The organism is Crenothrix sp., from assembly GCF_043729335.1.
Taxonomy (GTDB): Bacteria; Pseudomonadota; Gammaproteobacteria; order Methylococcales; family Methylomonadaceae; genus Crenothrix.
On record NZ_JAYTLQ010000032.1, the window covers coordinates 21,383 to 47,908 of the forward strand.

31 protein-coding genes and 1 pseudogene are annotated in these 26,526 nt (G+C 44.5%); 30 read left to right on the top strand and 2 right to left on the bottom strand.

From position 1 onward, the window contains the following. The first annotated feature begins 49 nt into the window (after positions 1-49). The 5 genes from ACHZC4_RS07795 (at position 50) to ACHZC4_RS07815 (ending at position 8,942) form a co-directional block, all read left to right on the top strand. The gene (locus tag ACHZC4_RS07795; RefSeq protein WP_394753269.1) at positions 50-565 is read left to right on the top strand and encodes a general stress protein; all 516 of its coding nucleotides are present in this window, start codon (positions 50-52) and stop codon (positions 563-565) included. A 46-nt stretch (positions 566-611) separates the two neighbouring features. Then, complete coding sequence (locus tag ACHZC4_RS07800; protein ID WP_394753270.1) at positions 612-1,118, top strand: septal ring lytic transglycosylase RlpA family protein; 507 nt, start codon at positions 612-614, stop codon at positions 1,116-1,118. 13 nt (positions 1,119-1,131) lie between these two features. Beyond that, entirely contained in the window at positions 1,132-1,893 is a 762-nt protein-coding gene (locus tag ACHZC4_RS07805; protein ID WP_394753271.1) for a diguanylate cyclase domain-containing protein, read from the top strand. A 389-nt stretch (positions 1,894-2,282) separates the two neighbouring features. Next, entirely contained in the window at positions 2,283-4,679 is a 2,397-nt protein-coding gene (locus ACHZC4_RS07810) for a phosphoketolase (protein WP_394753272.1), read from the top strand. 873 nt (positions 4,680-5,552) lie between these two features. Further along, a complete protein-coding gene (locus ACHZC4_RS07815) occupies positions 5,553-8,942 on the top strand; it encodes an ice-binding family protein (RefSeq protein WP_394753273.1) in 3,390 nt (1,129 codons plus the stop codon). Positions 8,943-9,040: 98 nt separating this feature from the next. Here ACHZC4_RS07815 and ACHZC4_RS07820 read toward each other — a convergent pair whose 3' ends face one another. Then, positions 9,041-9,286 carry a DUF2789 domain-containing protein gene (locus ACHZC4_RS07820; protein WP_394753274.1) on the bottom strand — a complete coding sequence of 82 codons (246 nt, stop codon included), beginning with the start codon at positions 9,284-9,286 and terminating at the stop codon, positions 9,041-9,043. Between the two features lie 346 nt (positions 9,287-9,632). Next, positions 9,633-10,265 (bottom strand): DUF502 domain-containing protein, encoded by a 633-nt coding sequence (locus ACHZC4_RS07825; protein ID WP_394753275.1) that lies wholly within the window; start codon positions 10,263-10,265, stop codon positions 9,633-9,635. Positions 10,266-10,784: 519 nt separating this feature from the next. Between ACHZC4_RS07825 and ACHZC4_RS07830 the strand changes: the two genes are divergently transcribed. The 25 genes and pseudogenes from ACHZC4_RS07830 to ACHZC4_RS07950 all read left to right on the top strand — a co-directional run bounded on the left by ACHZC4_RS07830 (position 10,785) and on the right by ACHZC4_RS07950 (position 26,330). Then, entirely contained in the window at positions 10,785-11,606 is an 822-nt protein-coding gene (locus ACHZC4_RS07830; protein ID WP_394753276.1) for a calcium-binding protein, read from the top strand. A gap of 329 nt (positions 11,607-11,935) precedes the next feature. Then, positions 11,936-12,196, top strand: a complete 261-nt coding sequence (locus ACHZC4_RS07835) for a YqjD family protein (protein WP_394753277.1) — start codon at positions 11,936-11,938, stop codon at positions 12,194-12,196. A gap of 180 nt (positions 12,197-12,376) precedes the next feature. Beyond that, positions 12,377-12,784 carry a BON domain-containing protein gene (locus ACHZC4_RS07840; RefSeq protein ID WP_394753278.1) on the top strand — a complete coding sequence of 136 codons (408 nt, stop codon included), beginning with the start codon at positions 12,377-12,379 and terminating at the stop codon, positions 12,782-12,784. A 21-nt stretch (positions 12,785-12,805) separates the two neighbouring features. Further along, a complete protein-coding gene (locus ACHZC4_RS07845; RefSeq protein WP_394753279.1) occupies positions 12,806-13,321 on the top strand; it encodes a hypothetical protein in 516 nt (171 codons plus the stop codon). 130 nt (positions 13,322-13,451) lie between these two features. After that, positions 13,452-13,691, top strand: a complete 240-nt coding sequence (locus ACHZC4_RS07850) for a DUF2171 domain-containing protein (protein WP_394753280.1) — start codon at positions 13,452-13,454, stop codon at positions 13,689-13,691. Positions 13,692-13,778: 87 nt separating this feature from the next. Further along, on the top strand, positions 13,779-14,219 hold the full coding sequence (locus tag ACHZC4_RS07855) for a DUF2383 domain-containing protein (RefSeq protein ID WP_394753281.1): 441 nt from the start codon (positions 13,779-13,781) through the stop codon (positions 14,217-14,219). 175 nt (positions 14,220-14,394) lie between these two features. Next, positions 14,395-16,515 (top strand): catalase, encoded by a 2,121-nt coding sequence (locus tag ACHZC4_RS07860; RefSeq protein ID WP_394753282.1) that lies wholly within the window; start codon positions 14,395-14,397, stop codon positions 16,513-16,515. 58 nt (positions 16,516-16,573) lie between these two features. Beyond that, the gene (locus ACHZC4_RS07865) at positions 16,574-17,155 is read left to right on the top strand and encodes a superoxide dismutase (protein WP_394753283.1); all 582 of its coding nucleotides are present in this window, start codon (positions 16,574-16,576) and stop codon (positions 17,153-17,155) included. Positions 17,156-17,330: 175 nt separating this feature from the next. Next, complete coding sequence (locus ACHZC4_RS07870) at positions 17,331-17,774, top strand: hypothetical protein (protein WP_394753284.1); 444 nt, start codon at positions 17,331-17,333, stop codon at positions 17,772-17,774. Positions 17,775-17,862: 88 nt separating this feature from the next. Beyond that, on the top strand, positions 17,863-18,057 hold the full coding sequence (locus tag ACHZC4_RS07875) for a CPXCG motif-containing cysteine-rich protein (protein ID WP_394753285.1): 195 nt from the start codon (positions 17,863-17,865) through the stop codon (positions 18,055-18,057). A gap of 33 nt (positions 18,058-18,090) precedes the next feature. Next, positions 18,091-18,948, top strand: coding sequence for an oxidoreductase (locus tag ACHZC4_RS07880; RefSeq protein WP_394753286.1), 858 nt, complete (start codon positions 18,091-18,093; stop codon positions 18,946-18,948). A gap of 354 nt (positions 18,949-19,302) precedes the next feature. Continuing rightward, positions 19,303-19,593: a hypothetical protein gene (locus ACHZC4_RS07885; RefSeq protein ID WP_394753287.1), complete on the top strand. Its 291-nt coding sequence runs from the start codon at positions 19,303-19,305 to the stop codon at positions 19,591-19,593. An 89-nt stretch (positions 19,594-19,682) separates the two neighbouring features. After that, positions 19,683-20,057, top strand: coding sequence for a hypothetical protein (locus ACHZC4_RS07890; protein WP_394753288.1), 375 nt, complete (start codon positions 19,683-19,685; stop codon positions 20,055-20,057). Positions 20,058-20,191: 134 nt separating this feature from the next. After that, positions 20,192-20,635 carry an SRPBCC family protein gene (locus tag ACHZC4_RS07895; protein ID WP_394753289.1) on the top strand — a complete coding sequence of 148 codons (444 nt, stop codon included), beginning with the start codon at positions 20,192-20,194 and terminating at the stop codon, positions 20,633-20,635. A 55-nt stretch (positions 20,636-20,690) separates the two neighbouring features. Next, positions 20,691-21,203 (top strand): annotated as a pseudogene (locus tag ACHZC4_RS07900) (SDR family NAD(P)-dependent oxidoreductase); the annotation flags it as partial. Between the two features lie 188 nt (positions 21,204-21,391). After that, positions 21,392-21,478, top strand: a complete 87-nt coding sequence (locus ACHZC4_RS07905) for a hypothetical protein (protein ID WP_394753312.1) — start codon at positions 21,392-21,394, stop codon at positions 21,476-21,478. Positions 21,479-21,611: 133 nt separating this feature from the next. Continuing rightward, a complete protein-coding gene (gene cydP, locus ACHZC4_RS07910) occupies positions 21,612-21,809 on the top strand; it encodes a cytochrome oxidase putative small subunit CydP (RefSeq protein ID WP_394753290.1) in 198 nt (65 codons plus the stop codon). Then, entirely contained in the window at positions 21,806-23,377 is a 1,572-nt protein-coding gene (locus ACHZC4_RS07915; protein WP_394753291.1) for a cytochrome ubiquinol oxidase subunit I, read from the top strand. The genes cydP and ACHZC4_RS07915 overlap by 4 nt, the downstream gene beginning before the upstream one ends. After that, positions 23,370-24,509 (top strand): cytochrome d ubiquinol oxidase subunit II, encoded by a 1,140-nt coding sequence (gene cydB, locus ACHZC4_RS07920; RefSeq protein ID WP_394753292.1) that lies wholly within the window; start codon positions 23,370-23,372, stop codon positions 24,507-24,509. The genes ACHZC4_RS07915 and cydB overlap by 8 nt, the downstream gene beginning before the upstream one ends. 10 nt (positions 24,510-24,519) lie before the next feature. Next, a complete protein-coding gene (gene cydX / locus ACHZC4_RS07925) occupies positions 24,520-24,618 on the top strand; it encodes a cytochrome bd-I oxidase subunit CydX (RefSeq protein WP_394753293.1) in 99 nt (32 codons plus the stop codon). 287 nt (positions 24,619-24,905) lie between these two features. Continuing rightward, entirely contained in the window at positions 24,906-25,220 is a 315-nt protein-coding gene (locus ACHZC4_RS07930; protein WP_394753294.1) for a BON domain-containing protein, read from the top strand. A 12-nt stretch (positions 25,221-25,232) separates the two neighbouring features. After that, positions 25,233-25,463, top strand: coding sequence for a DUF883 domain-containing protein (locus tag ACHZC4_RS07935; RefSeq protein WP_394753295.1), 231 nt, complete (start codon positions 25,233-25,235; stop codon positions 25,461-25,463). Between the two features lie 60 nt (positions 25,464-25,523). After that, complete coding sequence (locus ACHZC4_RS07940) at positions 25,524-25,739, top strand: hypothetical protein (protein WP_394753296.1); 216 nt, start codon at positions 25,524-25,526, stop codon at positions 25,737-25,739. A gap of 50 nt (positions 25,740-25,789) precedes the next feature. Further along, a complete protein-coding gene (locus ACHZC4_RS07945) occupies positions 25,790-26,011 on the top strand; it encodes a hypothetical protein (protein ID WP_394753297.1) in 222 nt (73 codons plus the stop codon). Positions 26,012-26,078: 67 nt separating this feature from the next. Beyond that, a complete protein-coding gene (locus ACHZC4_RS07950) occupies positions 26,079-26,330 on the top strand; it encodes a YqjD family protein (protein WP_394753298.1) in 252 nt (83 codons plus the stop codon). Positions 26,331-26,526 lie beyond the last annotated feature (196 nt).

Below are 26,526 nucleotides of genomic sequence, written 5' to 3' on the forward strand. Positions count from 1 at the left end.
ATGGATAATTTACCCACTGCATTTTTCCTACACACTACAGAGAAGTGACATGTCTGAAAAAAATAGCTCTACCGTTGGCGTCTTTAACAATCACGAAGATGCCGAAATTGCAGTCAAAGAACTGCAGGCCTCTGGTTATGATATGAAAAAGCTTTCTGTGGTCGGCAAAGATTATCACACCGAAGAACATATTGTCGGGTATTACAATACCGGTGACCGTATGGCGAACTGGGGTAAATACGGTCTGTTTTGGGGCTGGATTTGGGGGCTTCTTTTTGGCTCAGCATTCTTTATTATTCCAGGATTGGGGCCGGTTATGGTCGGTGGCCCCTTGGTAAGCTGGATAATCGGTGCATTGGAAGTGGCATTTGTTACCGGTGGCCTAACCGCCCTTGGCGGCGCACTGGCCAGCATTGGCATTCCTGAAGACAGCGTTATTGAATACGAAACTGCACTAAAAGCCGACAAATTCCTTCTCATTGTGCACGGTTCCAGTGATGAAGTCATTAAAGCCAGAAATATCTTAATGGAAAACAAAGCAGAACAAGCGACTGTTCATCATTAAAAGATGGCTTACTCATTTTACAAGCTAGGTCTATAGGGGATGTACCATGTTAACTTTTAATAACTCACTGCTAGACGAAAAAAAACTCCGCTTCAACTCTAGATCAAGTGGGCAAAAATGGTTTTTCAATGTCATCCGTGCCATTTTAATCGGGACGTTAGTTGTTTATGCTTTTGACTGTGACTCAGCCCAATCAGGTCACAAAAGCAAAAAACACCCTCATAAAAAGGGCAGTGTTTCTAGTAAGGTTGTTCATAAACAAGTTGGTAAGGCTTCTTGGTATGGCACAAAATTTCAAGGTAAAGAAACGGCCAGTGGTGAAACTTTTAACCAGAAAGCACTGACAGCGGCGCATCCCACTTTACCTATGGGTACTAAGGCTGAAGTCACTAACCTTGAAAATGGCAAAAAAGTGGATGTCGAAATTAATGATCGCGGACCCTATACAGGTGGGCGTGCCATCGATTTGTCCAAAGCAGCGGCTAACAAGCTTGACATGAAAAAAGACGGTACCAGCGATGTCAAGATTGAAACCCAGCCCCCTACAAAATAAATAAAAGTCTTATATGATCTTTAACCTGACTTTTGCATTTTATGGCTCCCGATTTTTCCCGGTAAAAGCCAGCAAACCAGTAAGCCCTGAGCATGCGTTCGTTGCCCAACTACAGCAATCTCGTGCAGAGCTGGTGGAAGTTAAGCTGGCTTTGGCAAGCTGTCAACAGCAATTAAGCATTGCGCAACAGCAAATTGATGTGCTTTTAGAAACCAATGCCCGTATTAAACACGAGTCGCTTGGACTTGCAGAAAAGTATGCACAGGCGCTTCATTGCTCACATCACGACGTACTGACAGGGCTGCCTAATCGTAATCTATTACGGGATCGACTTCAGCAAACAATGGCACAATCCGCTAGGCAACAAAAACAGGTGGCGCTGTTGTTTATTGACCTGGACAAATTTAAAAGCATTAATGACACGCTTGGACATGCGGTAGGTGACAAGCTTTTGCAGCAAGTGGCAAAGCGTTTAGTGTCCTGCGTACGTCAGGGCGATACAGTGTGCCGCTATGGCGGTGACGAATTTGTGATTATGCTCACAGAAATTGATACCCAGGAAAGTGCCGCATTGATGACAGCCAAAATCCGTAAACGTCTGTGTGCGTCTTATATTCTGGGTGAGCATGTTGTTACAGTCACTGCCAGTATCGGCATTGCCTTTCATGGCGCAGAGGGGCAAGATTACAGTGATCTGATCAATCAGGCTGATAATGCCATGTATCGTGTTAAAGTAGCTCAACGCACTAATAACAACTCATCATTTTTGTTCTGACGTTTGCTGGAGGTGTCGCAGGGCAAACCATTCATGGTTCGACAAGGCTCTAAGACGAGACAGTTTAAAAAAAGCCGTTCGTGGTGAGCCATTCGACAAGCTCATGAGAGCCTTCTCGAACCATGAACAACAGACCCTTCGACAAGCTCGAACGGATATTCCGCCTCAAATGGGTAGCCTAAAAATGTGTCCGGCAAATCATACTGACTGACTACAGTTAATGGCCGTTGCTAATGGATTTTTGCGATTTAATCATTAAGGATTAATCTACACCTACCCGGGCTTAAAACCGTGCAACTCAATCTGACCTAAGTGCCTATTTTTATCACCTCCCGCCGCATTCTAAAACTGTTTAATTTAACAATTAAACTCTAAAGCAGGTATAGCTAATGACATTCTCAGATAACGCAACACCACAAACGCCAGTTGCGCCCTTAAGCGCAGATGAACTATACCGAATTAACGCCTATTGGCGTGCTTGTAATTACCTCGCTGCCGGTATGATTTATTTACTGGACAACCCGCTTTTAAAAGAACACCTCAAGCCAGAACATATCAAAAATAGGCTGCTAGGACATTGGGGAACTAGCCCTGGCCTAAGCTTTATTTACATTCATATCAACCGGCTTATTAATAAATATGATCTTAATGCGATTTTTATGGCAGGCCCAGGACACGGCGCACCGGGTGTGCTGGCGCCCGTTTATCTTGAAGGGACTTACTCGGAAATTTATTCCAACAAGGGCGAAGATGAAGAAGGCTTATTACAGTTTTTCAAGGAATTCTCATTTCCAGGCGGTATAGGCAGCCACTGCACCCCTGAAACACCCGGCTCTATCCATGAAGGCGGCGAACTGGGTTACAGTCTTTCTCATGCCTACGGCGCTGCATTTGATAACCCCAGCTTACTGGTAACCGTAGTGGTAGGTGATGGTGAGGCAGAAACCGGCCCTTTGGCAACATCCTGGCATTCCAATAAGTTTCTTAATCCGATCACCGATGGCGCGGTATTGCCCATATTGCATCTGAACGGTTACAAGATTAACAATCCCACTGTTTTAGCGCGTATTTCCCACGAAGAACTGGAAAAGCTGTTTCAAGGCTACGGCTATACCCCCTACTTTGTAGAAGGCAGCGATCCTGAAACCATGCACCAGCTGATGGCAGGTGTTTTGGAACACTGTGTCCTTGAAATTCGCCGGTTTCAGGATGAAGCGCGTCGCACCGGTATTGCAACGCGCCCTCGCTGGCCGATGATTATATTACGTAGCCCAAAAGGCTGGACAGGGCCTAAAGAAGTCGATGGCCATAAAGTGGAAGGTTTTTGGCGGGCACATCAAGTGCCGCTGTCTGGTGTTAAAGAAAATCGGGCGCATTTGAAAATCTTGGAAGATTGGCTGCTAAGTTACCGGCCTCACGAATTATTTGATGCCTCAGGAAAATTGAGTCCCGAAATTAGAGTATTAGCGCCCAAAGGTACACGGCGTATGAGTGCCAACCCCCATGCTAACGGCGGCCTGTTACGAAAAGCCTTGCGCATGCCTGATTTCCGGGATTATATGCTGGCACTGGCAAGCCCAGGTAAAACCACCGCAGAAAATACCCGTCCACTGGGTAAATTCCTGCGCGATATTATGGCTGATAATATGAAAAATTTTCGGGTGTTCGGCCCGGATGAAAATGCTTCCAACAAGCTGGATGACATTTATAAGGTCAGTAAAAAAACCTGGCTGGCAGAAATTCTGCCCGAAGATGCCGGCGGCAGCGAACTGTCACTCGATGGCCGCGTGATGGAAATACTGTCTGAACATACCCTGGAAGGCTGGCTGGAGGGCTATTTGTTAACGGGTCGTCATGGCTTTTTTTCTACCTATGAAGCGTTTGTGCATATTATTGATTCGATGTTTAATCAGCATGCCAAATGGCTGGCCATGTCTAAAAAAGTACCGTGGCGGGCGGCGGTCTCATCGCTTAATCTGTTAATTACTTCCACGGTTTGGCGGCAAGATCATAATGGCTTTACTCACCAGGATCCGGGCTTTCTTGACCTGGTGGTCAACAAAAGTCCGTCGGTAACCCGTATCTATCTGCCACCGGATGTGAATTGCTTGCTTTCCATTGCTAACCATTGCCTGAAAAGCACCGACTATATTAATGTTATTGTGTGCGATAAACAGAAGCATCTGCAATATTTGGATATGGATGCGGCGATTAAACACTGCACCAAGGGCATTGGTATCTGGGAGTGGGCTAGCAACGACGAGGGCTACGAGCCGGATTTAGTGATGGCAAGTGCGGGCGATATTCCGACCAAGGAAGCTTTGGCCGCGACAGTATTACTGCGCGAATATTTTCCCCAGCTTAAAATTCGTTTTATTAATGTAGTGGATCTCTACAAGTTGGTGCCCAGCACTGAGCATCCCCACGGTCTTTCAGATTGGGATTTCGACAGCCTGTTTACTTTAAATAAGCCTATTATTTTTAATTTCCATGGCTATCCTTCGTTAATTCACCGGTTGGCTTATCGGCGTAACAATCATCCTAATTTGCATGTGCGCGGTTACAAGGAAAAAGGCAGTATCAATACCCCCCTGGAACTGGCCATTCAAAATGAAATTGACCGTTTCAGTTTAGCCATTGATGCCATCAATCGCATTCCTGCGCTAAGAATTTCTGGTGCGCATGTGAAGCAAAAGCTACGTGACCGGCAGATTGAGTGCTGCAATTATGCTTACGAGTATGGCATCGATAGGCCAGAAGAGGCTGATTGGCAATGGCCTTATTAAACATAAAAGTAACGTTCCTAACTGTTGAAACACTCTAATTGCGAATCTATTCACATTCGTACAGTACATTATTGAGCCAGTGAAGGTCAAAATTGAAACAAGAACATGGGTTATATAATTGTTTTATGTAAATATGCGCGGCTAATTTTAATAAATTGTAAAATAAAAAATTAACAAAATTTATTAATTTTTATCTATTTATAATATATTTTACATATATCTTTACACTAATTTTCTGATGTGTTGTAATCGCGGTTACATTAGCGATTAATTAAAGTTTTCAACCTGCAACACAGCAATCTTACAAAGCCTCCACATAAGCACAGGTAAAGCAGAACGCAGTAAAAGCAAGTTTCAGCCCTATCAGATTTCAAATCTACCTACATAACTGGGATAAGGAAGAGCAGTAGACTTCACTTGTCTCAGCTTAATTGGAAGTTGATTTTAAACAATAAGCATCGGGTATCTTTTCATCTATCAAACATGTCATCAAAAAGCCGTAAGGGTAATACTGGCTTTTTTCACTACATGCGCTACAGCGTAGAACACGTCTTTAAAAACAATGAGTACGCCATAGCAGCTCAAAACGTTCAAGCATAAATAGCACGCCAAAACAGCATAGGTATCTACACACATTTTTAACTTATTTAATTTAAATGAGTTAGGTATTTTTGTGCAAAACAATAACGCATTTTTTCAACAAAAATTTTTTAAAGATAGGTAGACACCTATGCCAATAGGCAAAGGCCTGCCTTTATCTAAAGGATTAAAGGATATCAAATGAACACTCTGAACATGCTGAATACTCTGAGGCCGCGGATTCTCAGTCTTCTTTTTTTCGCCGTAATTAGCGCAGTCCCATTCCACACAGCATTGGCAGCGACCGCGCCGTCACTGGGTACAGCGCAGAGTTTCGCGGTTTTGGGCGGCTCGACGGTAACCAATACCGGCCCAACTATCATCGCAACTGGCGATCTGGGTGTCAGTCCGGGCTCGGCTATTACCGGTTTTCCGCCCGGCACTGTGACTACAGGCACGATACATGCGGGTGATGCGGTGGCAGCTCAGGCGCAAAGTGATAACGCTATTGCTTACAATAATTTGGCGAGCCAGGCGTGTAATACCACTTATGGTATTCCCACCAACATCGGAGGCATGACACTCGTGCCGGGTGTTTATTGTTTTTCCTCCTCAGCTCAATTGACAGGAACGCTCACGCTCGACGCCCAAGGCGACCCCAGTGCAGTCTGGGTATTTAAGGTAGGCAGTACCCTGATCACAGCGGTTAACTCGTCTGTACAAATAATCAATGGCGGCCAGCAATGCAATGTTTTTTGGCAAGTAGGCAGCTCTGCAACTTTAGGTACCGGCACTTCGTTTGTAGGCAATATTCTAGCGCTCGCCAGTATCTCCCTTAATAGCAATACCGACGTATCGGGTAGAGCCCTTGCACGCAATGGGGCTGTTACGATGGATTCCAATGCCGTCTCCATCTCCGTGTGCGCGGTGTCACCAGGAACTTCCATACCGCCTACGCTCGGCAAGGCCTTTAGTCCTGCTACCATCAGTGCGGATGCGACATCAATGCTTACGCTTACCCTAAGTAACCCTGATACGAAAGCGGCCAGCTTGAGCTCCCCACTTACCGATACCCTGCCCACGGGTATGGTAGTCGCCGGTAGCGCCAGCACCAACTGCGGCGGCACAGTGACTGCCACCACGGGCAGCTCAACGGTAACTTTAACCGGTGGCTCGATCCCACCCAACAATGGTTCCTGTACCGTTACCGTTCCGGTGACAGCAGCGAACGGTGGCAACTACATCAACTCGCTAGCTGCCGGAGTATTGAAAACCAGTAATGGCAATAATGCCTTTGCCGCTATTTCCACCTTAACAGTTAATGCCCCGGTGGTGATTCCGCCCTCTCTCGGCAAGGCCTTTAGTCCGGCTACGATTAATGCCGGTGGCACATCAACTCTCACCTTAACTTTAAGCAACTCGGACAATACCGCTGCAACTATGACCGCAGCGCTAACTGATACGTTGCCTAGTGGCCTAACCATTGCAGGTAGTGCGGCCAATACTTGCGGAGGAACAGTGACTGCCCCTATGGGTGGTTCAACGGTAACTTTGACAGGAGGAACAATCCCAGCCAACAGTAACTGTACGGTAAAGGTCAGCGTGACTGCAACGGACGGCGGCAACTACATTAACGCATTGGCTGCCGGTGTCTTACAAACCGGCAATGGCGGTAATGCTGCGCCGGCCATCGCGACTTTAACCGTCAATTCACCTGTAGTGACTACACCCACTCTCAGCAAAGCCTTTAGCCCTGCCACAATGAATACCAATGGTACATCTACACTTACCATTACCTTGACTAACCCTGATGTAACAGCCGCCAGCATTATTGCGCCGCTTACCGACACATTGCCCAATGGCTTGGTGGTCGACGGCAATGCGAGCACTACGTGTGGAGGCTTACTCACCGCTACTGCGGGCGCTTCGACAGTGATCTTGACAGGTGGGTCTATTCCTGCGAACAACGGCTCCTGTGTAATCAACGTGGATGTCACAGCCGCCAACGGAGGCAATTACATCAACTCACTGGCCGCCGGTGCTTTACAGACGAATAACGGCAACAATGCCAATGCCACCATCGCAACTTTAACCGTTAACTCACCTGTGAGCACAAGACCTACGCTCAGTAAAGCCTTTAGCCCTGCTACCATTAATGCAGACGGTACATCGACACTAATTATTACCTTAAGCAATCCTGGTGACACGGCTGCCAGCCTTACCGCGCCGCTCATTGATACATTGCCCAAAGGTATTATGGTAATGGGTTCAGTGCACACCACGTGTAGTAAATTGCCCTTTGCAGCCTCTGCGAGACGCTCAAAAATAACCTTGAAAAACGGCGTGATTCTGGCTAATAGTTTTTGTACAGTAACGGTAAAAGTAACGGCAACTAAAGAAGGCAACTATCTTAACTCGCTGGCTGCCGGTGTCTTGCAGACCAGTAATGGCAGTAATGCTGCTCAAACTATTGCCACCTTAACTGTCAATCCTCCTGTAGGTGTTGCCCCTATGCTCGGCAAGTCTTTCAGTCCGGCCACCATCACCGCAAAAGGCACATCAATTCTCAGCCTGACTTTAAGCAACTCTAGCGCTAGAATCTCTACTCTGAGCGCACCCCTCATTGACATATTACCTAATGGTATGCTGATTGTCGGCGCGGCCAGCAATACATGCGGCGGTACACTTACAGCGACTCCTGGTAGCTCTAAAGTCATCTTGGTAGGTGGATCGATCCCAGCCTATAAATCCTGTGTGGTGACAGTGAAAGTGACTGCCTCTAATGTAGGAAACTATATTAACTCCCTGGCTGCTGGTGCCTTACAAACCAATAATGGCAACAACATCAGCCAGGCTATCTCAACCTTGACCGTTTCCACACCTTCAAATCCATCTACGCCTTCCGCGCCAGTCTCTGTTGCACTCAGCAAAAGCTTCAGTCCAGCCACTATCGAATCCGGTGATAACTCACTGCTTACCATTACCTTAAGCAACGTGGGTGCTAAAGCTGCAAGCCTTACTGCACCTCTTATCGACAACCTGCCAAGTGGCGTATTGGTCGATGGCTATGCCAGCACGACCTGCGGTGGAAAAGTCATGGTTGATGACTGGACCGTGGTATTGAAAAATGGCACGATTCCGGCTCATGGTTCGTGTACGGTATCAGTAAATGTCATTGGACTGGCTGAAGGCTGTTCTTATAACTCCTTGGCAGCGGGTGATTTGCAAACGAATAAAGGCAACAACGCAGGCCCTACTGTCGCAACCTTGACAGTGCTTCCCGCAGCTCACATTGCGCCCAGCCTTGGCAAGGTTTTCAAACCGGCTATTGTCCCTGCTAAGGGTCTGTCAATGCTGAGCATTACCTTAAAGAACCCTAACAGTACATTGGCTAAATTGACTGCCCCCCTTACCGACACTTTCCCCATCGGCATGGTGATATCAGGAAAAGCAGTTACCACTTGCGGTGGAACGTTAACAGCCGCGCCGGGTAGCTCAAAAGTGATCTTAAAGGCCTGCTCTATTCCAGCCAAAAGTAGCTGTACTGTGAAGGTGCAAGTGACTGCAAAATCTAAAGGCAGTTACAAAAACAAGTTGCCTGCTGGAGCTTTAAAAACCAATAAAGGCAACAACGCCGCCTCTGCGAGCGCGACTTTAACGGTTAAAGCACTAGTCGCTAAGTAGGATCAATAAGGTTGATTTAAGCCGTTCGTTTAGCAAAAGCCAAGCGAACAGCTAACTTTCTATAGGCAAACCGCATACTTTTACAGTTAAAATCATGCTTATATCGCTTTATTTTCTCGCAACAAACAATCTAATCTATCCACTATCTCGCACCAATCGGAATCATCTTCTACAGCTTCAATCAAAAACGTAGCCTGCGCTTCGCTCCAAAAAAAAGCCTCAGGTAACGGTGTTGTTTGAGGTAATGGCTTGTGTTTTTCAATAAAAGCCGTCATTTGTCTTTCATCATCATCTAAGCCTAATTGGCAAAATAGCGTTTGCATGGTGTGCATTGAAGTATCCATTTAAATTTCCAAAAATTAACTTATGATTTTTGGCTATCCACTTAACACGCGACAGCTTTAAAAAACCGTTGGTACCCAAAAGGGCATAAAGGCTGAGCCATTCAACAAGCTCATGAGGGCTTTATCAAATCATCACCCACAAGCCCTTTGACAAACTTACGGTGAATGGATGTCGCGCCTTAATTGGCTAGCCTGATTTTTGCTAATTGAGAAAGTAGGGCAGAAGCTTTTATAAAAAACTTCTGCCAGATAGAAAAAACAAGGTGCTTAAACGTTTTACTTAATATTTAAAACGTGACACCTGGCAGGCTTAATCAAGGTATTTTCAAGCTAGGAAAAGATAGGCTTAAATTTTATTTTTTTCGTCTTCCACATTGCCGACAACGCCAGCGGTTGCGATAAAACGTAAGGCATCTTCCACCGACATATCTATGTTTATTATATTTTGCCGCGACATAATGACGGTATTGCCACCCATTTGGTAGCTAAAAGGTAAAAATACGGCAATTTGATCATTGCTGACAAGCGTAGGCAAAACCTCTCCAAAATCAGAAACGGTAATAAAACCTATTTGCTGGCCTTTGCCGTGAGGCACATTAACTAACACCACTTGCTTAAACTTACCTTTTTGTTTGCCAGAGAACAGGGAAATAAAATCGCGGATTGCGCTATAGATGCTTTTAACAACCGGAATCTGATTTACCAACTCCTCAAACTTACGGAACAAATGGCGAAATGGCCTGGATTCCAGAAATACGCCGAAAAAGAATACTACAGCAAGACCTAATACAAATCCTAAACCCTTGGTATACCAGCTTTCGGGCAAGAAAAGTTTAAAAATATTCCCTAAAGCCAGTTCTACCGTGGCTGCCAGCCAAAACAGTAAATACAGGGTAAGCGTTAGCGGAATAATAGCTATCAAACCTTTAAAAAAGGTTTTGGTGATGGGCTTCATTTTAACGGTTAATAATGGATTCATAGCCTAGGTTTTTTCCTAAAAAGAGACGGTGGAGTAGTGATTTCAGCATTAAAAACAAAATACAGCAATGCAGATTGCGTAAAAACAGGCTTTAAACCCTCTAAAACGATCCATTAAAAACCGGACAAATGCAGATTTAGGTCGGGCTGAAGTAACAGCCTAAAGCTTATGGTGGGTTAAGTATCGGATTTGTTATCACCCGCCTAACCTAAATCTGCATTTGTCCCGCTAAACAGTCATCAGTATCTACACAAATTTCAAGCTGAAGTTATTTTTGCTTGTATTCAAATATATACAGATAACAAAAATGAGTCTGTTCGGTTGCGCACATAGAAAAGCATATTCATAAAATAGTCATGTTATTTAGGGTGTTAAAAAACACTTTCCCCTAATGTATGGCATCGCACAGAAAATAAACAATTATTCCCCTACTGTTTTACTCACTTACATCATGACGGCTTTTTAGGCCTGTTTGTAGGTGAGCAAATTAATAAAATTTAAATCACAGAGGTAACGCCCATGGCTAGCATAATAGGTACAAACAAAAATAATATTCTTCAGGGCACTGCTGATAATGACACTATTTTAGGTCTAGGCGGTAACGACATGCTTTACGGCCACGCCGGTAATGACAAGCTATACGGTGGTAGTGGTGCTGATAAGCTTTATGGTGACGCGGGCAGGGATAATCTTTATGGCAATAGCGGCGCGGATGCACTTTATGGCGGCACAGGCAGTGACAATTTATACGGCGGAACCGGTGCCAATACGCTAAGAGGGGGCGGCGGCATAAGCCCCGATAATGTTAATCAGGATACTTATTATTTAGTCAAAGGCCATGCCAATCCCGATACCGTGGTCATTCCTAAAGGAGAAAGTGTTTTTCAGCTTAGCCCGCTCAAAATTCCCATCAATTTTGACAGGATATACGGTTTAGATCGCTTCGATAAGATTGATTTAGACTCTAAGAAAATTATGCCCAACGCCAGTGTAAACCCGGCCGATGCTAATGACACGCCTCATTTTGATGCGTTTAAAATCAAAAATGGCGTCATCACTTTACAGGACAGCCAGCATCATAATGTCAATATCAACACGGTTGCGCTAGCGGGCGAAGCGTACAAATTTATTATAAAAAACTGCCTTCCCATCAACCTGGATAAAGCGGTGGCGCTTCAGGTGAACGTAAGTTACCCACCCGTGGCTTATAACAGCTACAACCTTAATCACAATCCGGCCCATACCGTTGTGTTGGAAGCGCACTCTGATGCAAGTGCCGGTATAACCGCAGTAGATATTATTGGTAATGTCACCGCTACCATCGCCCACCAAATTATTTAGAATAGTTTTACACAATGTGCGACACCGCACCGACTCTAAAAAGCCTTTCCAGTAAACTTTATACCAACTTGCATCATTACCGATTTCGGTAGCTTAGGTTAAAGGCAAGTCAAAAAATAATAAGCGACCACAGATACAGCTATTTTAGGGAGATTGTTTCATGGGTAAATATTTTTTAGGTTGGTTATTGGGCGTACCGGTTATTGTGCTAGTTATTGTTTATTTGATTTTTAACCATTAACGTCCAGTTATTTGAGTCACTCACTAGCTTGCCAGCAGCAGGTTAAAGAGGGCACGTTTTTAAATTAATTATTTTAGAGGAAATTATTATGGAACCCAGAGAAATACACAACAATGTTGATGATACCGTTAGCCGCGTTAGAACCGGTGCGCACGAAGTGGTTGATAAAGTAGCGGATGCAACCACCAATGCTGCCGAAACACTCAGCAGAAAAGGTGAGCAGTTAAAAACGGCAGAACAGCAATTTGTAGATGATTGCCGCGGCTATATTCATGACAACCCCGTCACTGCGCTAGGCATGGCAGTGGGCGCTGGCTTTATCTTAAGTCGTATGTTGAGTATTCGCTAAATTACTCATTAGGTTGCGGATGCAATAACAGGTTTTTACCAAGCAACAATTGATTAATCCCAGTGTTCATCGACAATCTTGTTAGTCGCTTAAAAGCAAGTGCTAATATGCTAATTAAAAGGACAAGCAGGCAATGATGCCACTTAATTACTTTAAAAAACTCACTGTTAGGGGATTATTATGACAACGCGATTTTCATTGATTCTGCTCACTTTTACGAGCAGTTTAATACTGACCACTGGCCTTGTTCAAGCTGAACAGGGTAGCGCAATCTACGTAGCAGAAAACTCGGTTTTGGAAAATACCGAGATGAATGTTCGTGACAAAAATGACACAACATTAACACCAGAAAACCAAAAAGAAACCAAAAGGGATGTTCGGATTACCACTCATATACGCAAAAGAATAATGAGAGACAAGTCTTTTTCGGTCAACGCCCAAAACGTAAAAATAATTACCCGTAGCGGCCAGGTGACTTTGCGAGGCCCTGTCGACAGCAAGGCAGAAAACGTAAAAATTGAAAAAATTGCCAAACGCACACGTGGCGTGGTGCGGGTAGATAACCAACTTGAAATTACTGCGCCTTAACAGCGCACCTTGGAGAATGTCATGAGTAAAGCCGTTTTTTGTATTGCTAAAAATGTTGATCAAGCAGAGATCATTGTAAATAACCTGAAGATAGCGGGGTTTTCAAATAATGATATATCCGTGCTGTTTCCGGACAAATCCACTACCAAGGATTTTGCCCACGAAAAGCACACTAAATCGCCAGAAGGCGCTGCTATTGGTGGTGCGGTAGGCATCAGCACAGGCGCAGTGCTGGGGTGGTTAGCGGGAATTGGCAGCTTGGCGATTCCAGGTGTTGGCCCCTTTATTGCCGCAGGCCCTATTATGGGCGCGTTAGGGGGTGCGGCAGTAGGCGCTGCAACCGGTGGCCTGGCAGGCGCGTTAATTGGTCTGGGTATTCCAGAATATGAAGCTAAACGTTATGAAGGTAAAGTGCATGGCGGCAATGCCTTGATTTCTGTGCATACCACCAGCAGTGAAGGGATTGATCAGGCTAAGAAAATATTTGAAGATGCCCATGCTGAAGATATTTCTTACACCACAGAAACATCGGTGTAATTGAGTTTGCTTGCAAAGCGGCACACTTGTTTGGTTAGCGCATAAATTATTTTATGCGCTATTAAATAAGCAGCCAAGCTCACTAAAATTATCAACACAACAGGCTCAGGCTGAGCCAAAGGAAAAAACCATGACTACTGCCGACCAAATTAAACCTGATATGCCTGTTGTCTGTTCTGAAGACGGACAATTTTCCGTTGTTGATCATATGGAAGGTCAAACGACTATCAAACTGAAAAAAGATAAAGCAGGTCAACATCATTACATCCCTTTAAGCTGGGTAACGTCAACTGAAGACGGCAAAGTTAAAGTGGATCGCCCAGGCGATGAAGCAATGCAAGATTGGTCGACAACTCCACCAATGGGCTAGCTGAATTTGCAAACTTAATTTTCACGGTTGGCTCATTCTTATACTTTAGAAATAAGCCACCCCAAGTTAATCACACAGGGGTTTATTATGGATAATATTAAATTACTCAACAAATTTTTAAAAGATGAATTATCAGCCACAGAAACCTACCAACAGGCCTTAAATAAACTGCGTGACGATGTCGGGCTATCGGTAGCCGAATCTTTAATGCCGCTTTACGAAGCCCATAAAGATTCCGTTTCCAGCTTACAATCCCTTATTCAACGCCTTGGAGGAACGCCTTCTGAAGATTCAGGCAGCTGGGGAACGTGGGCAAAATTAGTGCAAGGTGGGGCTAATTTATTAGGTAAGCAAGCCGCGCTAAAGTCTTTACAAGAAGGCGAAAAAAAGGGCGTTAAGGATTATGAAGACGCGCTTGAAGATGCCGAACTGCATACCGATATCAGTAGCTTAATTAAAACTAAACTCCTGCCTGCACAGCAATCACATCTTCGTATCCTGGATCGGCTTTTAGAAACCGCCGCTTAAATTGCCATACTCACTTAAATTTAATGCAGCGTAAGTTTAATGCAATTACGCTGCATCTGTTGTATTTAACCCATTAATAAAGGCATTGCTTACCTCAGTTTTAGAGGTAACAGGTTTTTAATTTTCAGCGATGCGTAACGCTAAATAAGTTGTTGTGCAAAATAATTGGAGATTCATGATGACCAAAGCAAAAAATTCGCTTACCTTACCCGTTAACGGTAAACCAGAAAAATCACAAGCGCAAGAATCGGCTGTGTCAGTGGGCAATGGAGGTGAGTGGCACCAGATGGGTACGGATGCTCAGCCTGCGTTAACCACTAATCAAGGCTTGCCTATTTCTGACAATCAAAATTCCCTGAAAGCCAACCCCAGAGGTCCGACGCTACTCGAGGATTTTATTTTACGGGAAAAAATCCATCATTTTGATCATGAACGCATTCCGGAACGCATCGTCCATGCCCGCGGCACCGGTGCACACGGTTTTTTTGAGCTTACCGAATCCCTGGAGAAATACACCACAGCCAAAGTATTGACTGAAGTTGGCGAACAAACCCCTCTTTTTACCCGTTTTTCAACCGTCGCAGGCGGTGCAGGGTCAGCGGATACACCGCGCGATGTACGCGGTTTTGCCGTCAAGTTTTACACCAAAGAGGGTAATTGGGATTTAGTCGGTAATAATGTGCCTGTGTTTTTCATCCAGGATGCCATCAAATTTCCTGACCTTGTCCATGCCATCAAAATGGAACCTGATCGCGGGTTTCCGCAAGCGGCTACCGCGCATGATACTTTCTGGGATTTTATATCGCTTACCCCTGAAGCCATGCACATGGTAATGTGGATCATGTCTGACCGTACCTTAGCCCGTTCGCTGCGTATGATTGAAGGTTTTGGGGTGCATAGCTTTCGCTTGGTTAATGCCGCCGGAAAATCTACTTTCGTAAAATTCCATTGGCGACCCAAACTGGGCATGCAATCCACTGTTTGGGATGAGACAGTTAAAATTGCCGGAGCTGACTCGGATTTTCATCGCCGTGATATGTTTGACGCCATCAACGACGGCGATTTTCCGGAATGGGAATTGGCTGTTCAGCTGTTTTCTCAAGAACAAGCAGATGCCCTGCCGTTCGACCATTTGGATGCCACTAAATTAATCCCTGAAGAGCTGATACCCTTGAAAGTGATCGGACGCATGGTGCTTAACCGCTGGCCGGACAACTTTTTTGCCGAAACCGAACAAGTGGCGTTTTGTCCTTCGCATTTGGTACCGGGTATTGATTTCTCCAACGATCCTTTATTGCAAGGACGGCTTTTTTCGTATCTGGATACCCAATTATCGCGTCTAGGTTCGCCCAATTTTCATCAAATACCGGTTAATGCCCCCCAATGCCCCTTCGCCAACAATCAGCGCGACGGCCACATGCAAATGATGCAGCCGACTGGGCGGGTTAATTACGAACCCAATACGCTAGCAGCTAACTCACCCGCCGAGCAACCGGAAACCGGCTTTAAAACGGCGGCGGTAGAAGAAACGGGGGTTAAAGGTCGCATTCGGGCTGAGAGCTTTGCCGACCATTACAGCCAGGCTCGGCAATTTTATATCAGCCAGAGTGTTTACGAACAGGCGCATCTTGCTTCTGCTTTGGTCTTTGAACTGTCCAAAGTTGAGCATCCGCATATCCTCACAGCCATGGTCGGTCATTTGCGCCATATAGAAGAAAACCTTGCCCAGCGCGTGGCGGCAGGGCTTGGCATGGATGATTTGCCGAAAGCTCCACCAGTTGCTGCTCCGGTACAAAAATTAGCACCCTCACCTGCATTACAAATTATCTGCAACATGAAAGATACCTTGCAAGGCCGTATGATCGGTGTGTTGGTTGCAGAAGGTTCGGATATAGCCAGTATTAATGCACTTAAGAATGCCGTTACTGCTGCCGGTGCAAAACTGAAAATAATTGCGGCAAAAATTGGCGAAATAAAATCTGCGGATGGCTCGGGTTTAAAAGTGGATACGCAGTTAGCCGGTACCCCTTCGGTATTATTTGATGCAGTTGCCGTCATTCTTTCTGCTGAAGCCGCCGCAATATTGGCTAAAGAGGGTGCTGCTGTTGATTTTGTACGCGACGCTTTTGGCCATTTGAAAGCCATTGGTGTGGATAAGGGCGGTGAAGCCTTATTAGAAAAAGCCGGTATTGACCCTGATGCAGGCGTCATAGCCATCAGTAGCATAGAGGGCTTTATTAACGCCGCTAAAACACGCCAGTGGAGTCGCGAGGCCAATGTCAGAAAGCTGGCTTGATACGCTTAGCTTTATTGAGCGGGCTTTTTATAAATTACTTTACTGTGGAGATTATCCAATGGCTATTGAGCTTCCCAACTTGCCGTATGCTAAAAATGCGTTAGCGCCCCACATTTCTGAAGAGACTTTAGATTTTCATTATGATAAGCACCATAGAGCCTATGTTACTAATTTAAATAATTTACTGCCCGGCACTGAATTTGAAGCTGCATCTTTGCAAGATATTGTTAAAAAATCTTCAGGGGGTATATTCAATAATGCGGCCCAAGTCTGGAACCACACTTTTTATTGGAACAGCTTGTCTCCACGTGGTGGCGGTGAACCTACCGGGCTATTAGCAGACGCTATTAATAAAAACTTTGGTTCTTTTAATGCGTTTAAAGAAGAATTTACTAAATCTGCTGTGACTACTTTTGGCTCAGGGTGGGCTTGGTTGGTTAAAAATACCGATGGTAGTTTAGCCGTGCTCAGCACCAGTAATGCCGGTTGCCCTTTAACAACCGGTCAAACCCCGTTGTTAACTTGCGATGTCTGGGAGCACGCGTATTACATTGATTACCGTAATGCGCGTCCAAAATATTTAGAAGCCTTTTGGGCATTGGTAAATTGGGAGTTTGCGGCTAAAAACTTTTCTGCTTAATTTTTCTAGTGTTTAACTGCTAGCAGTTAAGCAAGCTTTCATTAGCTTTTAGAAAAATGAAAATAAAAGATGGCAACGCAAACTTTTGGTTTACCTTGTTTCCTGTTGATAATTTCAGGATGAATTCATCAACTTTTTTAATTTTATTGTTAGTTTGCCAAGCTGAGGTTTAGTCATGAAAAATACAATTTTACAAAATATTGCCGCCACAACCTTATTAACTGCCTTAAGTTATGGCAGTGCAGTTTCAGCACATACCGCCAATGGTGCATTGGCGGCAAAAGCTAATGCCGTTGATGTTTATCAGATGCGCTGCTTCAGAAATTCAGCAGGGGCAACCGGAAAATTTGTCACGCGAATAAGAGCAGCAAAAGTGGGTGCTTTAATCAGCGCACAAGCCTATAAAGGCAGGTTAGCTTCTCAAACGACTGATCCCAGAGGCGGCAATGCGCTTTACAGCCCTGTTGGAACAATTGCGAAGGGTGGCGAAGGTCTTTATACCATTTTGGTGGATAAAAGCGGTGTTGGGGCAAATAGTTACGTGCTAATAGCCCATTGTGAAACCGCAAGAGGTGTCCATAGCGGTGAAACTGAGCCCGCGCTGGTACAAAATCAGTAAGCTCAGCGGTCGCTTATTTATAAGTGCCCATTAAAATCAAAAAGCCATCTTAATTAAGTAAGGTGGCTTTTAACACAATTATGGACGTATGACATACAGCCTCCAAACTAAAAGTATTCAATGCCCGTATTGCGGGGAACAAATTGAGGTAATCGTTGATTGCTCAGTGAATAATCAGGAATACGTTGAAGATTGCAGCGTTTGTTGCAAACCAATTATTTTTTCTGTGGCTTCATTTCAAGGTGAGGTAGTCAGCATTGAAGCCCACACAGAAGATGAGTAAGGAAAAGTCACATTTATATAAAGAGACATAACCATGGCAACTGACACTACACCCACCAACGAAAAACCCGTTTGGTTTATCACCGGCTGTTCCACAGGCTTTGGCCGAGAACTGGCTTCATACGTACTTGAACAAGGCTATCGCACGGTTGTGACTGCCCGTAATCCAGATGATATTAAAGACTTGGCACATAAAGGCGATGCCTTGATACTTAAGCTCGATGTGACTGACCATGTTCAAGCTGAAGCGGCCATTATTGCCGCAGAGTATGAGTTTGGCTGCATTGATGTGGTGGTCAACAATGCAGGGATTGGCTATTTTGCAGCCGTTGAAGAAAGCGAAGAAGATGAAGTACGCCGGATGTTTGATATTAACGTATTTGGTCTGGCCAGGATGATTCATGTGGCGCTGCCCGCCATGCGTAAACGCCGAAAAGGATTTATCGTCAACTTTTCTTCTATCGGTGGACTGACTTCATTTCCTTCACTTGGCTACTACAATGCAACCAAATTTGCAGTGGAAGGCTTATCAGAAGCCCTTTGGCAAGAAGTTGAACCTTTAGGCATTAAGGTAATGCTGGTCGAACCCAGTGGCTTCCGTACCGATTGGGCGGGTCGTTCTGCAAACGAAAGTGACCGCCAAATTGAGGATTATGCTAAAACCGCAGGTTTTTGGCGCAAACATATCCGTGCTGTTTCAGGTAAACAAGCCGGCGATCCAAAACGGGCTGTTCAAGCCATTGTGCAAGCGATTGACTCAGGTAATCCGCCTCACCATTTGCTACTTGGCAACGATGCTTTCGATGGGGCGATGGCAAAAATTAATAAGCTTCAGAAAGAATTTTTAGCGTGGGAAACGGTATCTCGAGGTGCCGATTTTCCCAAAAATTAGAATACTCTTCCGACGCTTTAGTCCCCTAGGGCAACCGCATAAATTATTTTTTTAAAGGGTGTGTCCGGTTTAGTGCAGCCACATCACCTGCTAAATAGCTTGGAACACTAACACCTCGCCAGCCCTAACCAACTAGGAGAGGGGATCGTATGCCCTAAGCAAAATGGGTAAACTCGCTGTGGTTATGCTTCAGGGATACTCTAAATTGCTGAGAAAACCTTTAATTGCATTTCAATAAGCGCGGTTATGTGTGCTAACAGACAGAATTACCCTTGATAATTGCTTAATATGAAGTTGTTGGTTAATTAATGACCATCATGAAGTTATTTTCAATTTTTTATCTAGGAGATAAAAATGGCAACTCAAAAAGAAAAAGATCAGGAATCATCACAAAAGAAAACCCCAGCGAAAGATGAGAAAGCCTCTCAAACCAAAACTCCAAAGCAAAACCATGAAAAAGCGGCAGCTCATCATGATCAAGCGGCTAAACATCACAAAGAAGCGGTTAAGCATCACGATTCTGGCGACCATAAAACCGCAGCCCATCATGCACAGATAGCACAGGGGCATACCAACAAAGCTAAAAAACAAGGTGCGAAAGCCACCAAAAAATACGCTGAAACCCACAGCGACCAACAATCTTAATTGCAAAACCAGCCTGTTATTGTGGCGTTTATTACGCTGCAATAGCAGTTTATCTCATTGAAGTTTGTGTAATTAATGGAGCTACCCTCATGATTAGCAGGCTAAGCTATACCGTATTCATATCCTTGACGATTTTTTCGACAGCCTGGGCTCAAGACCCGCCTAATTTCCCGGCACAAGGTAAGCACGATCTTCCGACATTTAGCAGCGTCGATAAAAACAGTGATGGCTTAATAAGCCGCGAGGAAGGCTTTAGCACTGAAGATGTTTCTAAATATTGGGACAAATTGGACACTAGTCTTGACGGCAATTTAGATAAGGCAGAATTTTCCAAGCTGGCAGACGTTGTGCAAACAGAAGAGGCCTTGAAAACCGACCATCCTCAAGAGGTTCAGCAGTACGAAAATGGCCAGTACATTTCCCCTGAAGAACAGATTGAACGCAATAAGCGGGAAAAAAAGTAAATTCTTTTTAACCCTAAGCTCTCAGACTAAGGGGTTAATTTACCGGGTTTAAGATAAGTTAGGCGCTACCCATTCAGCGCAACTTCGCTTTATTCCCTGCAATATACCCCGCTCTGGAAAGGAGAATTTATATCATGTCAGGTACTGTAAAAATCCATCGTGTCCTTAGGACTAAACCGGAAAAAATTTACAAAGCATTCTTGGATGCTGATGCCCTGGCAAAATGGTTGCCTCCCTACGGTTTTACTTGCAAAGTTCACCATATGGATGCGCGAACGGACGGCACATTCAAGATGTCATTCACGAACTTCGCCACAGGAAATGGTCATTCCTTTGGCGGTAACTATCTCGAATTGGTGCCTTTCGAACGCATCAGATATATCGATAGGTTTGATGACCCGAATCTGCCCGGCGAAATGCAGGTTACAGTTATGCTAAAGCAAGTATCCTGCGGCACCGATATCAGCATCATCCAGGAGGGAATACCCACCGCGATTCCGGTCGAAATGTGCTACCTCGGATGGCAAGAGTCCATGGAACAACTTGCCAAGCTTGTTGAACCCGATATTTCGGGCTAACAAAATGCATTTAATCTGAATCGGTCGTAAGTTAATCTTTTGAGTGGTCTTAAATATGGATTTGAAATTAACCAATAAGCTTGCACTGGTAACAGGGAGCACTGCCGGAATAGGATATGCCATTGCTGCTGCACTGGCTACAGAGGGCGCACAAGTCATTGTTAATGGGCGCTCTCAAGCTTCTGTTGATGCTGCCATAGCCGGTCTTAAAGCTAGCGGGAATACTCAGGTTTTCGGGTTCGCGGGCGATTTAAGTACCTCACAGGCTGCACAAGCATTAAACCACGCGTACCCCAATATAGAAATTTTGGTGAATAATCTGGGCATTTTCGAGCCGAAATCTTTTGAAGACATTGCCGACGATGACTGGATGAGGTTTTTTGAAGTCAATGTCATGAGTGGCGTTCGCCTGGCGCGTTTATGCTTGCCCGACATGAAACGCATGAACTGGGGGCGTATTATTTTTATTTCCAGCGAAAGTGGCATTCAGGTTCCCGCCGAGATGATCCATTATGGCGTGACCAAAGCCGCACAAATTGCGCTAGCACGCGGCTTAGCTGAGGCAGTTGCAGGCACTGGCATCACCGTAAACAGTATTCTACCTGGCCCCACTAAATCTCGTGGTGTAGGCGAATTTGTTAATACTCTTGCCAAGGCACAAGGGAAGTCGTTTGATGAATTTGAAAAAGAATTTTTTGAAAAAGTGCGGCCTCGCTTATTAAACGCTTCGCCTCTCCAGAAGAAGTGGCATCGCTGGTGGCTTATATTGCCAGTCCTCTTGCGTCCGCTACCACAGGGGCGGCTCTTCGCGTAGAGGGGGGTGTTATTAAAAGTGCGTTCTAATATCTGCGGCATAACAGATTACCTAGAACTTAAAAGATAGCCCAAAATAACTTGTCCTTGCGGCTTCGATGGCTGTTTTAAACATTTGTGAAGGCGAGCCACTTAGTCTGACTGTAGCCATTGGATATCAGTTATGAAAAATCGTAAAACAACTTTCCGTTTGGAAATTACTAGCGAACTGGTTTTAAAATTTATGATGCTGGCTGCGTTGTGGTGGTTATTTTTTGCCGGTAATAAACCCGTGGTCGATGCGGCTGTTATGGCCGACAAACTTTTCGGCGAACAGCATTCCGGCAATAGCCATCTTAAAAACCAGGAGCATCGCCCATGATTATCAATGAAGTTGTCGAGCTTTCCAGACTCCAATTTGCACTAACGGCGCTATACCATTTTTTATTTGTCCCGTTGACAATAGGACTGGCATTTCTATTAGCCATAATGGAATCGCTTTACCTGATGTCCGATAAAATTGTTTATAAGGATATGACGCGGTTTTGGGGCAAATTATTCGGTATCAATTTTGCTATGGGGGTTACTACCGGTATTACCCTGGAATTTCAGTTTGGTACTAACTGGGCTTACTATTCTCATTATGTAGGCGATGTTTTCGGCGTACCGTTAGCCATTGAAGGCATGTCGGCGTTTTTTCTGGAATCTACTTTTATAGGCCTGTTTTTCTTTGGCTGGGATCGACTTAGCCCGGTAAAACATTTAATGGTGACTTGGTTGCTGGCCTTAGGCACCAGCTTATCATCGTTATGGATATTAATTGCCAATGCCTGGATGAACCATCCTGTGGGGGCGGCGTTTAACTACAACACCATGCGCATGGAGCTGACCAGCTTTACCGATTTGTTCTTTAACCCCGTCGCCCAAGTCAAGTTTGTGCATACCGTAGCCGCAGGTTATGTCACCGGGTCAATGTTCGTTTTGGGCATCAGTGCTTATTATTTATTAAAAAATCGGGATCTCGCGTTTGCCAGACGGTCTTTTAGAATTGCATCAGGCTTTGGATTGGCATCAGTATTATCGGTGATTGTGTTAGGCGATGAGAGCGGCTATACCATAGGCGAAGTGCAAAAAGCCAAACTTGCCACTATTGAAGCAGAATGGCAAACCGAGCTACCGCCCGCCTCGTTTACGCTGTTAGGCTTACCAAACGAAGATACGATGTCCACCGATTATGCGATTAGATTTCCCTGGATATTAGGCCTGATTGCTACCCGCTCAACAGACGAAAAAGTATCGGGTATTAAAGAAATACTTGAAAAAAACCACGAACGTATAAAAAGCGGCATGATTGCCTATGAGAACTTGCAAAAATTACGCTTAAATAAAAACGACATGCCAGCCAAAGCACTGTTTGAGGCTCATAAGGATGACCTAGGCCATGGCCTGCTATTAAAGCGTTTTACCGAAAAGGTAGTCGATGCCACCCCTGCGCAAATTGATGAGGCGACCCGGCATTCCATACCCAGAATAGCCCCCATGTTTTGGAGTTTTCGTATGATGGTGCTGTGCGGTTTTATGATGTTATTTATTTTCACGGCATCTTTTTATTACAACACCAAACGCACCATACATAACCAGCGCTGGCTGTTACGCTTGGCGTTTTACGGTCTGCCATTACCCTGGATTGCCAATGAACTCGGGTGGGTAGTTGCAGAATACGGTCGCCAACCTTGGACAATCGCGGGTATTTTACCTACTTATTTAAGTGCTTCCAGCGTTGAGGTGGGGCAATTATATTTTAGTCTGGCCGGTTTTTTCGTGTTTTATACCGTCCTGTTAGTGATCGAATTATTCTTAATGACTAAATATATCCGTTTAGGCCCCAGTAGTTTACATACGGGCCGTTATCACCTTGAACTCGCTGATGAGGCTATAGATCATGTTTGATTACGAAGTATTACGGGTTATTTGGTGGGGCGTATTGGTGTTTTTAATCTGCGGTTTTGCCGTCATGGACGGGTTTGACCTGGGTATTGGTATGTTGTTGCCATTCTTGGGCAAAACCGATGATGAGCGCCGGGTCTTGCTTAACACCATAGGGCCTACTTTTGAAGGCAACCAAACCTGGATGATTACCTTAGGCGGCATTACGTTTGCAGCCTGGCCATTAGTTTATGCCACCTTGTTTTCGAGTTTATACACGGCCTTGCTTATTTTATTGTTTGGTTTATTTTTACGACCGGTCGGATTTGATTACCGTAGCAAACTGGCTGATACACGCTGGCGCTCGGCCTGGGATTGGGCATTATTTGCAGGCGGTACTTTACCTGCTGTCGTGTTAAGCCTGGTAGCGGGCAACTTATTGCTTGGCTTACCGGTTCAATTTGATAACGATTTACGGTCTAGCTATATCGGAAATTTTTGGGATTTGTTCCAACCCTTTGCCTTACTTTGCGTTGTGGTGGGGGTTGCTTTATGTTGTTTTCACGGGGCAGTTTTTTTGCATTGGCGCACCAAGGCAATCATAGCCAAACGCGCTAGGCGAATTATCTTATGGAGTGGCTTAATATTTTCGGTAAGCTTTATTGCGGCGGGTATTTGGATTAGTTTTGGCGTAGAGGGTTACCGTATTACTTCAGTTATTGATACCACCCAGATTGCCAATCCATTATCAAAAACAGTCGAAAAAGCACCGGGGTTATGGCTCAATAATTACCAAAAATATCCCTGGTTAATGGTATGCCCCTTAATTGCCATTATTGGCTGCTGGCTGGTCCTGTTTTTATCGGTAAAACGCTTTACCGGATCGGCTTTTTTAGTCAGTAGTGTGGTGGTTTTTTATGTGGTGGTGACAACGGCTGCCTCAATGTTTCCTTTTATACTGCCTTCCAGTATTGCTCCCGCCAGCAGTTTAACGGTTTGGGATTCCAGTGGCAGTTATTACGCCTTACACACTTTATTTTATGCCACACTGTTTTTAATGCCTGTCGTTATGGCTTATACGACTTGGGTTTATCGTACTTTACGCGGAAAAATAATTGTCGAAGACATTCAAAAAAATCCGCACACTTTATATTAAGGCAAACGTTATGTGGTATTTCGCTTGGATTTTAGGGGTAGCGCTGGCTTGTGCTTGCGCCATTATTAACGCTTTATGGCTAGAAATTAATGATCACCCGGACAGTTAAAAAAGCTAAGGGGCAATGGGTGGGCATAATAAAGTTCAAGCTTTACTAACAAAATACACGCTCGCACAAGGGTTAATACCATCAACTCGGTGTATATGTTCGATACCGTACAGACTACTGTTGGTTTTATGCGTAAATTAGCGTCAAGGTTTTAAAAACCCCAGTTTTACTTAGAAGTTAAGACTTTTAATCATAATACCAATGAGCTTACTTTTAAGATAATGCACCTTACTGAAGTCAGTTTGGGAATATAAACAACCTTTAAACGCCTTAATGGAGATTTACCCATGAAACTTTTTATCAAATTTTTATCCGCATTTTTTATCATTATGACATTGCTGAGTGCTCAAGGTTGCGGATCAACACACAAACGCGAAGCTACCGGTGAATATGTTGACGACTCTGTCATTACTACAAAAGTTAAAGCCGAGCTTGTTAGAGATCCTAACGTAAGTGCCGCAGAAGTTAACGTGGAAACCTTTAAAGGTGAAGTGCAATTAAGCGGATTTGTAAGTTCTCGTGCCGATATGGATAGAGCCATTGAAATTGCCCGGGGTGTTACCGGTGTCGTTTCTGTTAAAAATAAGATGAACCTTAAATAGGAGAAACCCAATATGAAAACCATAGATGATGCTTCTGATTCTGCACACGATGTGATTGATAAAATCACGGATGCCAGTAATCAAGCCGCTGATGCGGTCACTAAAAAAGGTAAGCAAATTAAAACACTTGAACAACGCCTGGTAAACGATTGCTGCGATTACACCCGTAAAAATCCAGAAATGGCGTTAGCTATGGCAGTAGCCGGTGGTTTTTTGCTAAGTCGCGTGTTGAGCGGTCGTTAGACTCTTGACAGTTATTAACCATAGCCTAGATAAATAGGGCTTATATCTAGAGGGTATATTATGAGACATAGACATAAAGCGGCTCACCTTACTCATAAAACTAGCACTCATGCAACTGCCGGTAGGCGGGTGCATGGTAACGATAATCATGCTGGCAATACCGAGCAAGAATCTACCCATAGCTACTGCGCTTATATCCGTGAAAATCCATTTACGTCAATGGGTATGGCAGTAGCTGGCGGCGTTTTACTGAGTCAGATATTAACCGGTCGTTAATTTGCGATTTTATTAAAATTATAGATCAGTTTAAGTCAGAGGAAATCATCATGGAATTTACAGACAAAGCTGTTGATATGGCAAGTGAAGCAGGTGACAGGGTTGCCAACACCAGCTCTAAAGCCGCTAAAGCATTGCGTAAAAAAGCTAAAAAACTCAAAAAGGCCGAGCAACGTTTAATGAAGAGTTCTAGCGGCTATATAAGCAAAAACCCAGTCACATCAATTGGTATGGCGGTAGTGGCGGGACTTTTATTAAGTCGCCTATTTTAGGCTTCGTTAGCCAATTAAAATCATTACTCACTCTTAATATAAATACTATTTAATACAGGAAATAATCATGGACATTAAAGACAAAGCAGAAGACCTTAGAGATAAAGCCGGCGATTTTGCTGATCAAGCCAGTGATAGAATCACTAAGGCAAGCAGCAAAGCAGGCAAGTATCTTGGGGAGAAAGGCGAACAATTCGTAGATGCCGAACAACGTGTAATGAATGAAACATGCAATTATGTCAGCGAAAATCCGGTAACGTCAATTGCTATGGCAGCGGCGGCTGGTTTCTTAATAAGCCGCATGTTGAGCTTTCGCTAAAGACTTATCCGCTTTAGGCGGGACAAACAAAGTAGGTTGGCCTAAATGAACCTAAAACAATACGCTACCTGCATATTGCCAAGGTTATTATTGTTAACCCAACCTGTGTACTTTTGTTTTTGTCCCGCCTTAAATTGGAAGTCTGTTGAAACCTAAGTATTCACTTCCCCCTTTGAAAAAAGGGGGATTGAATGGC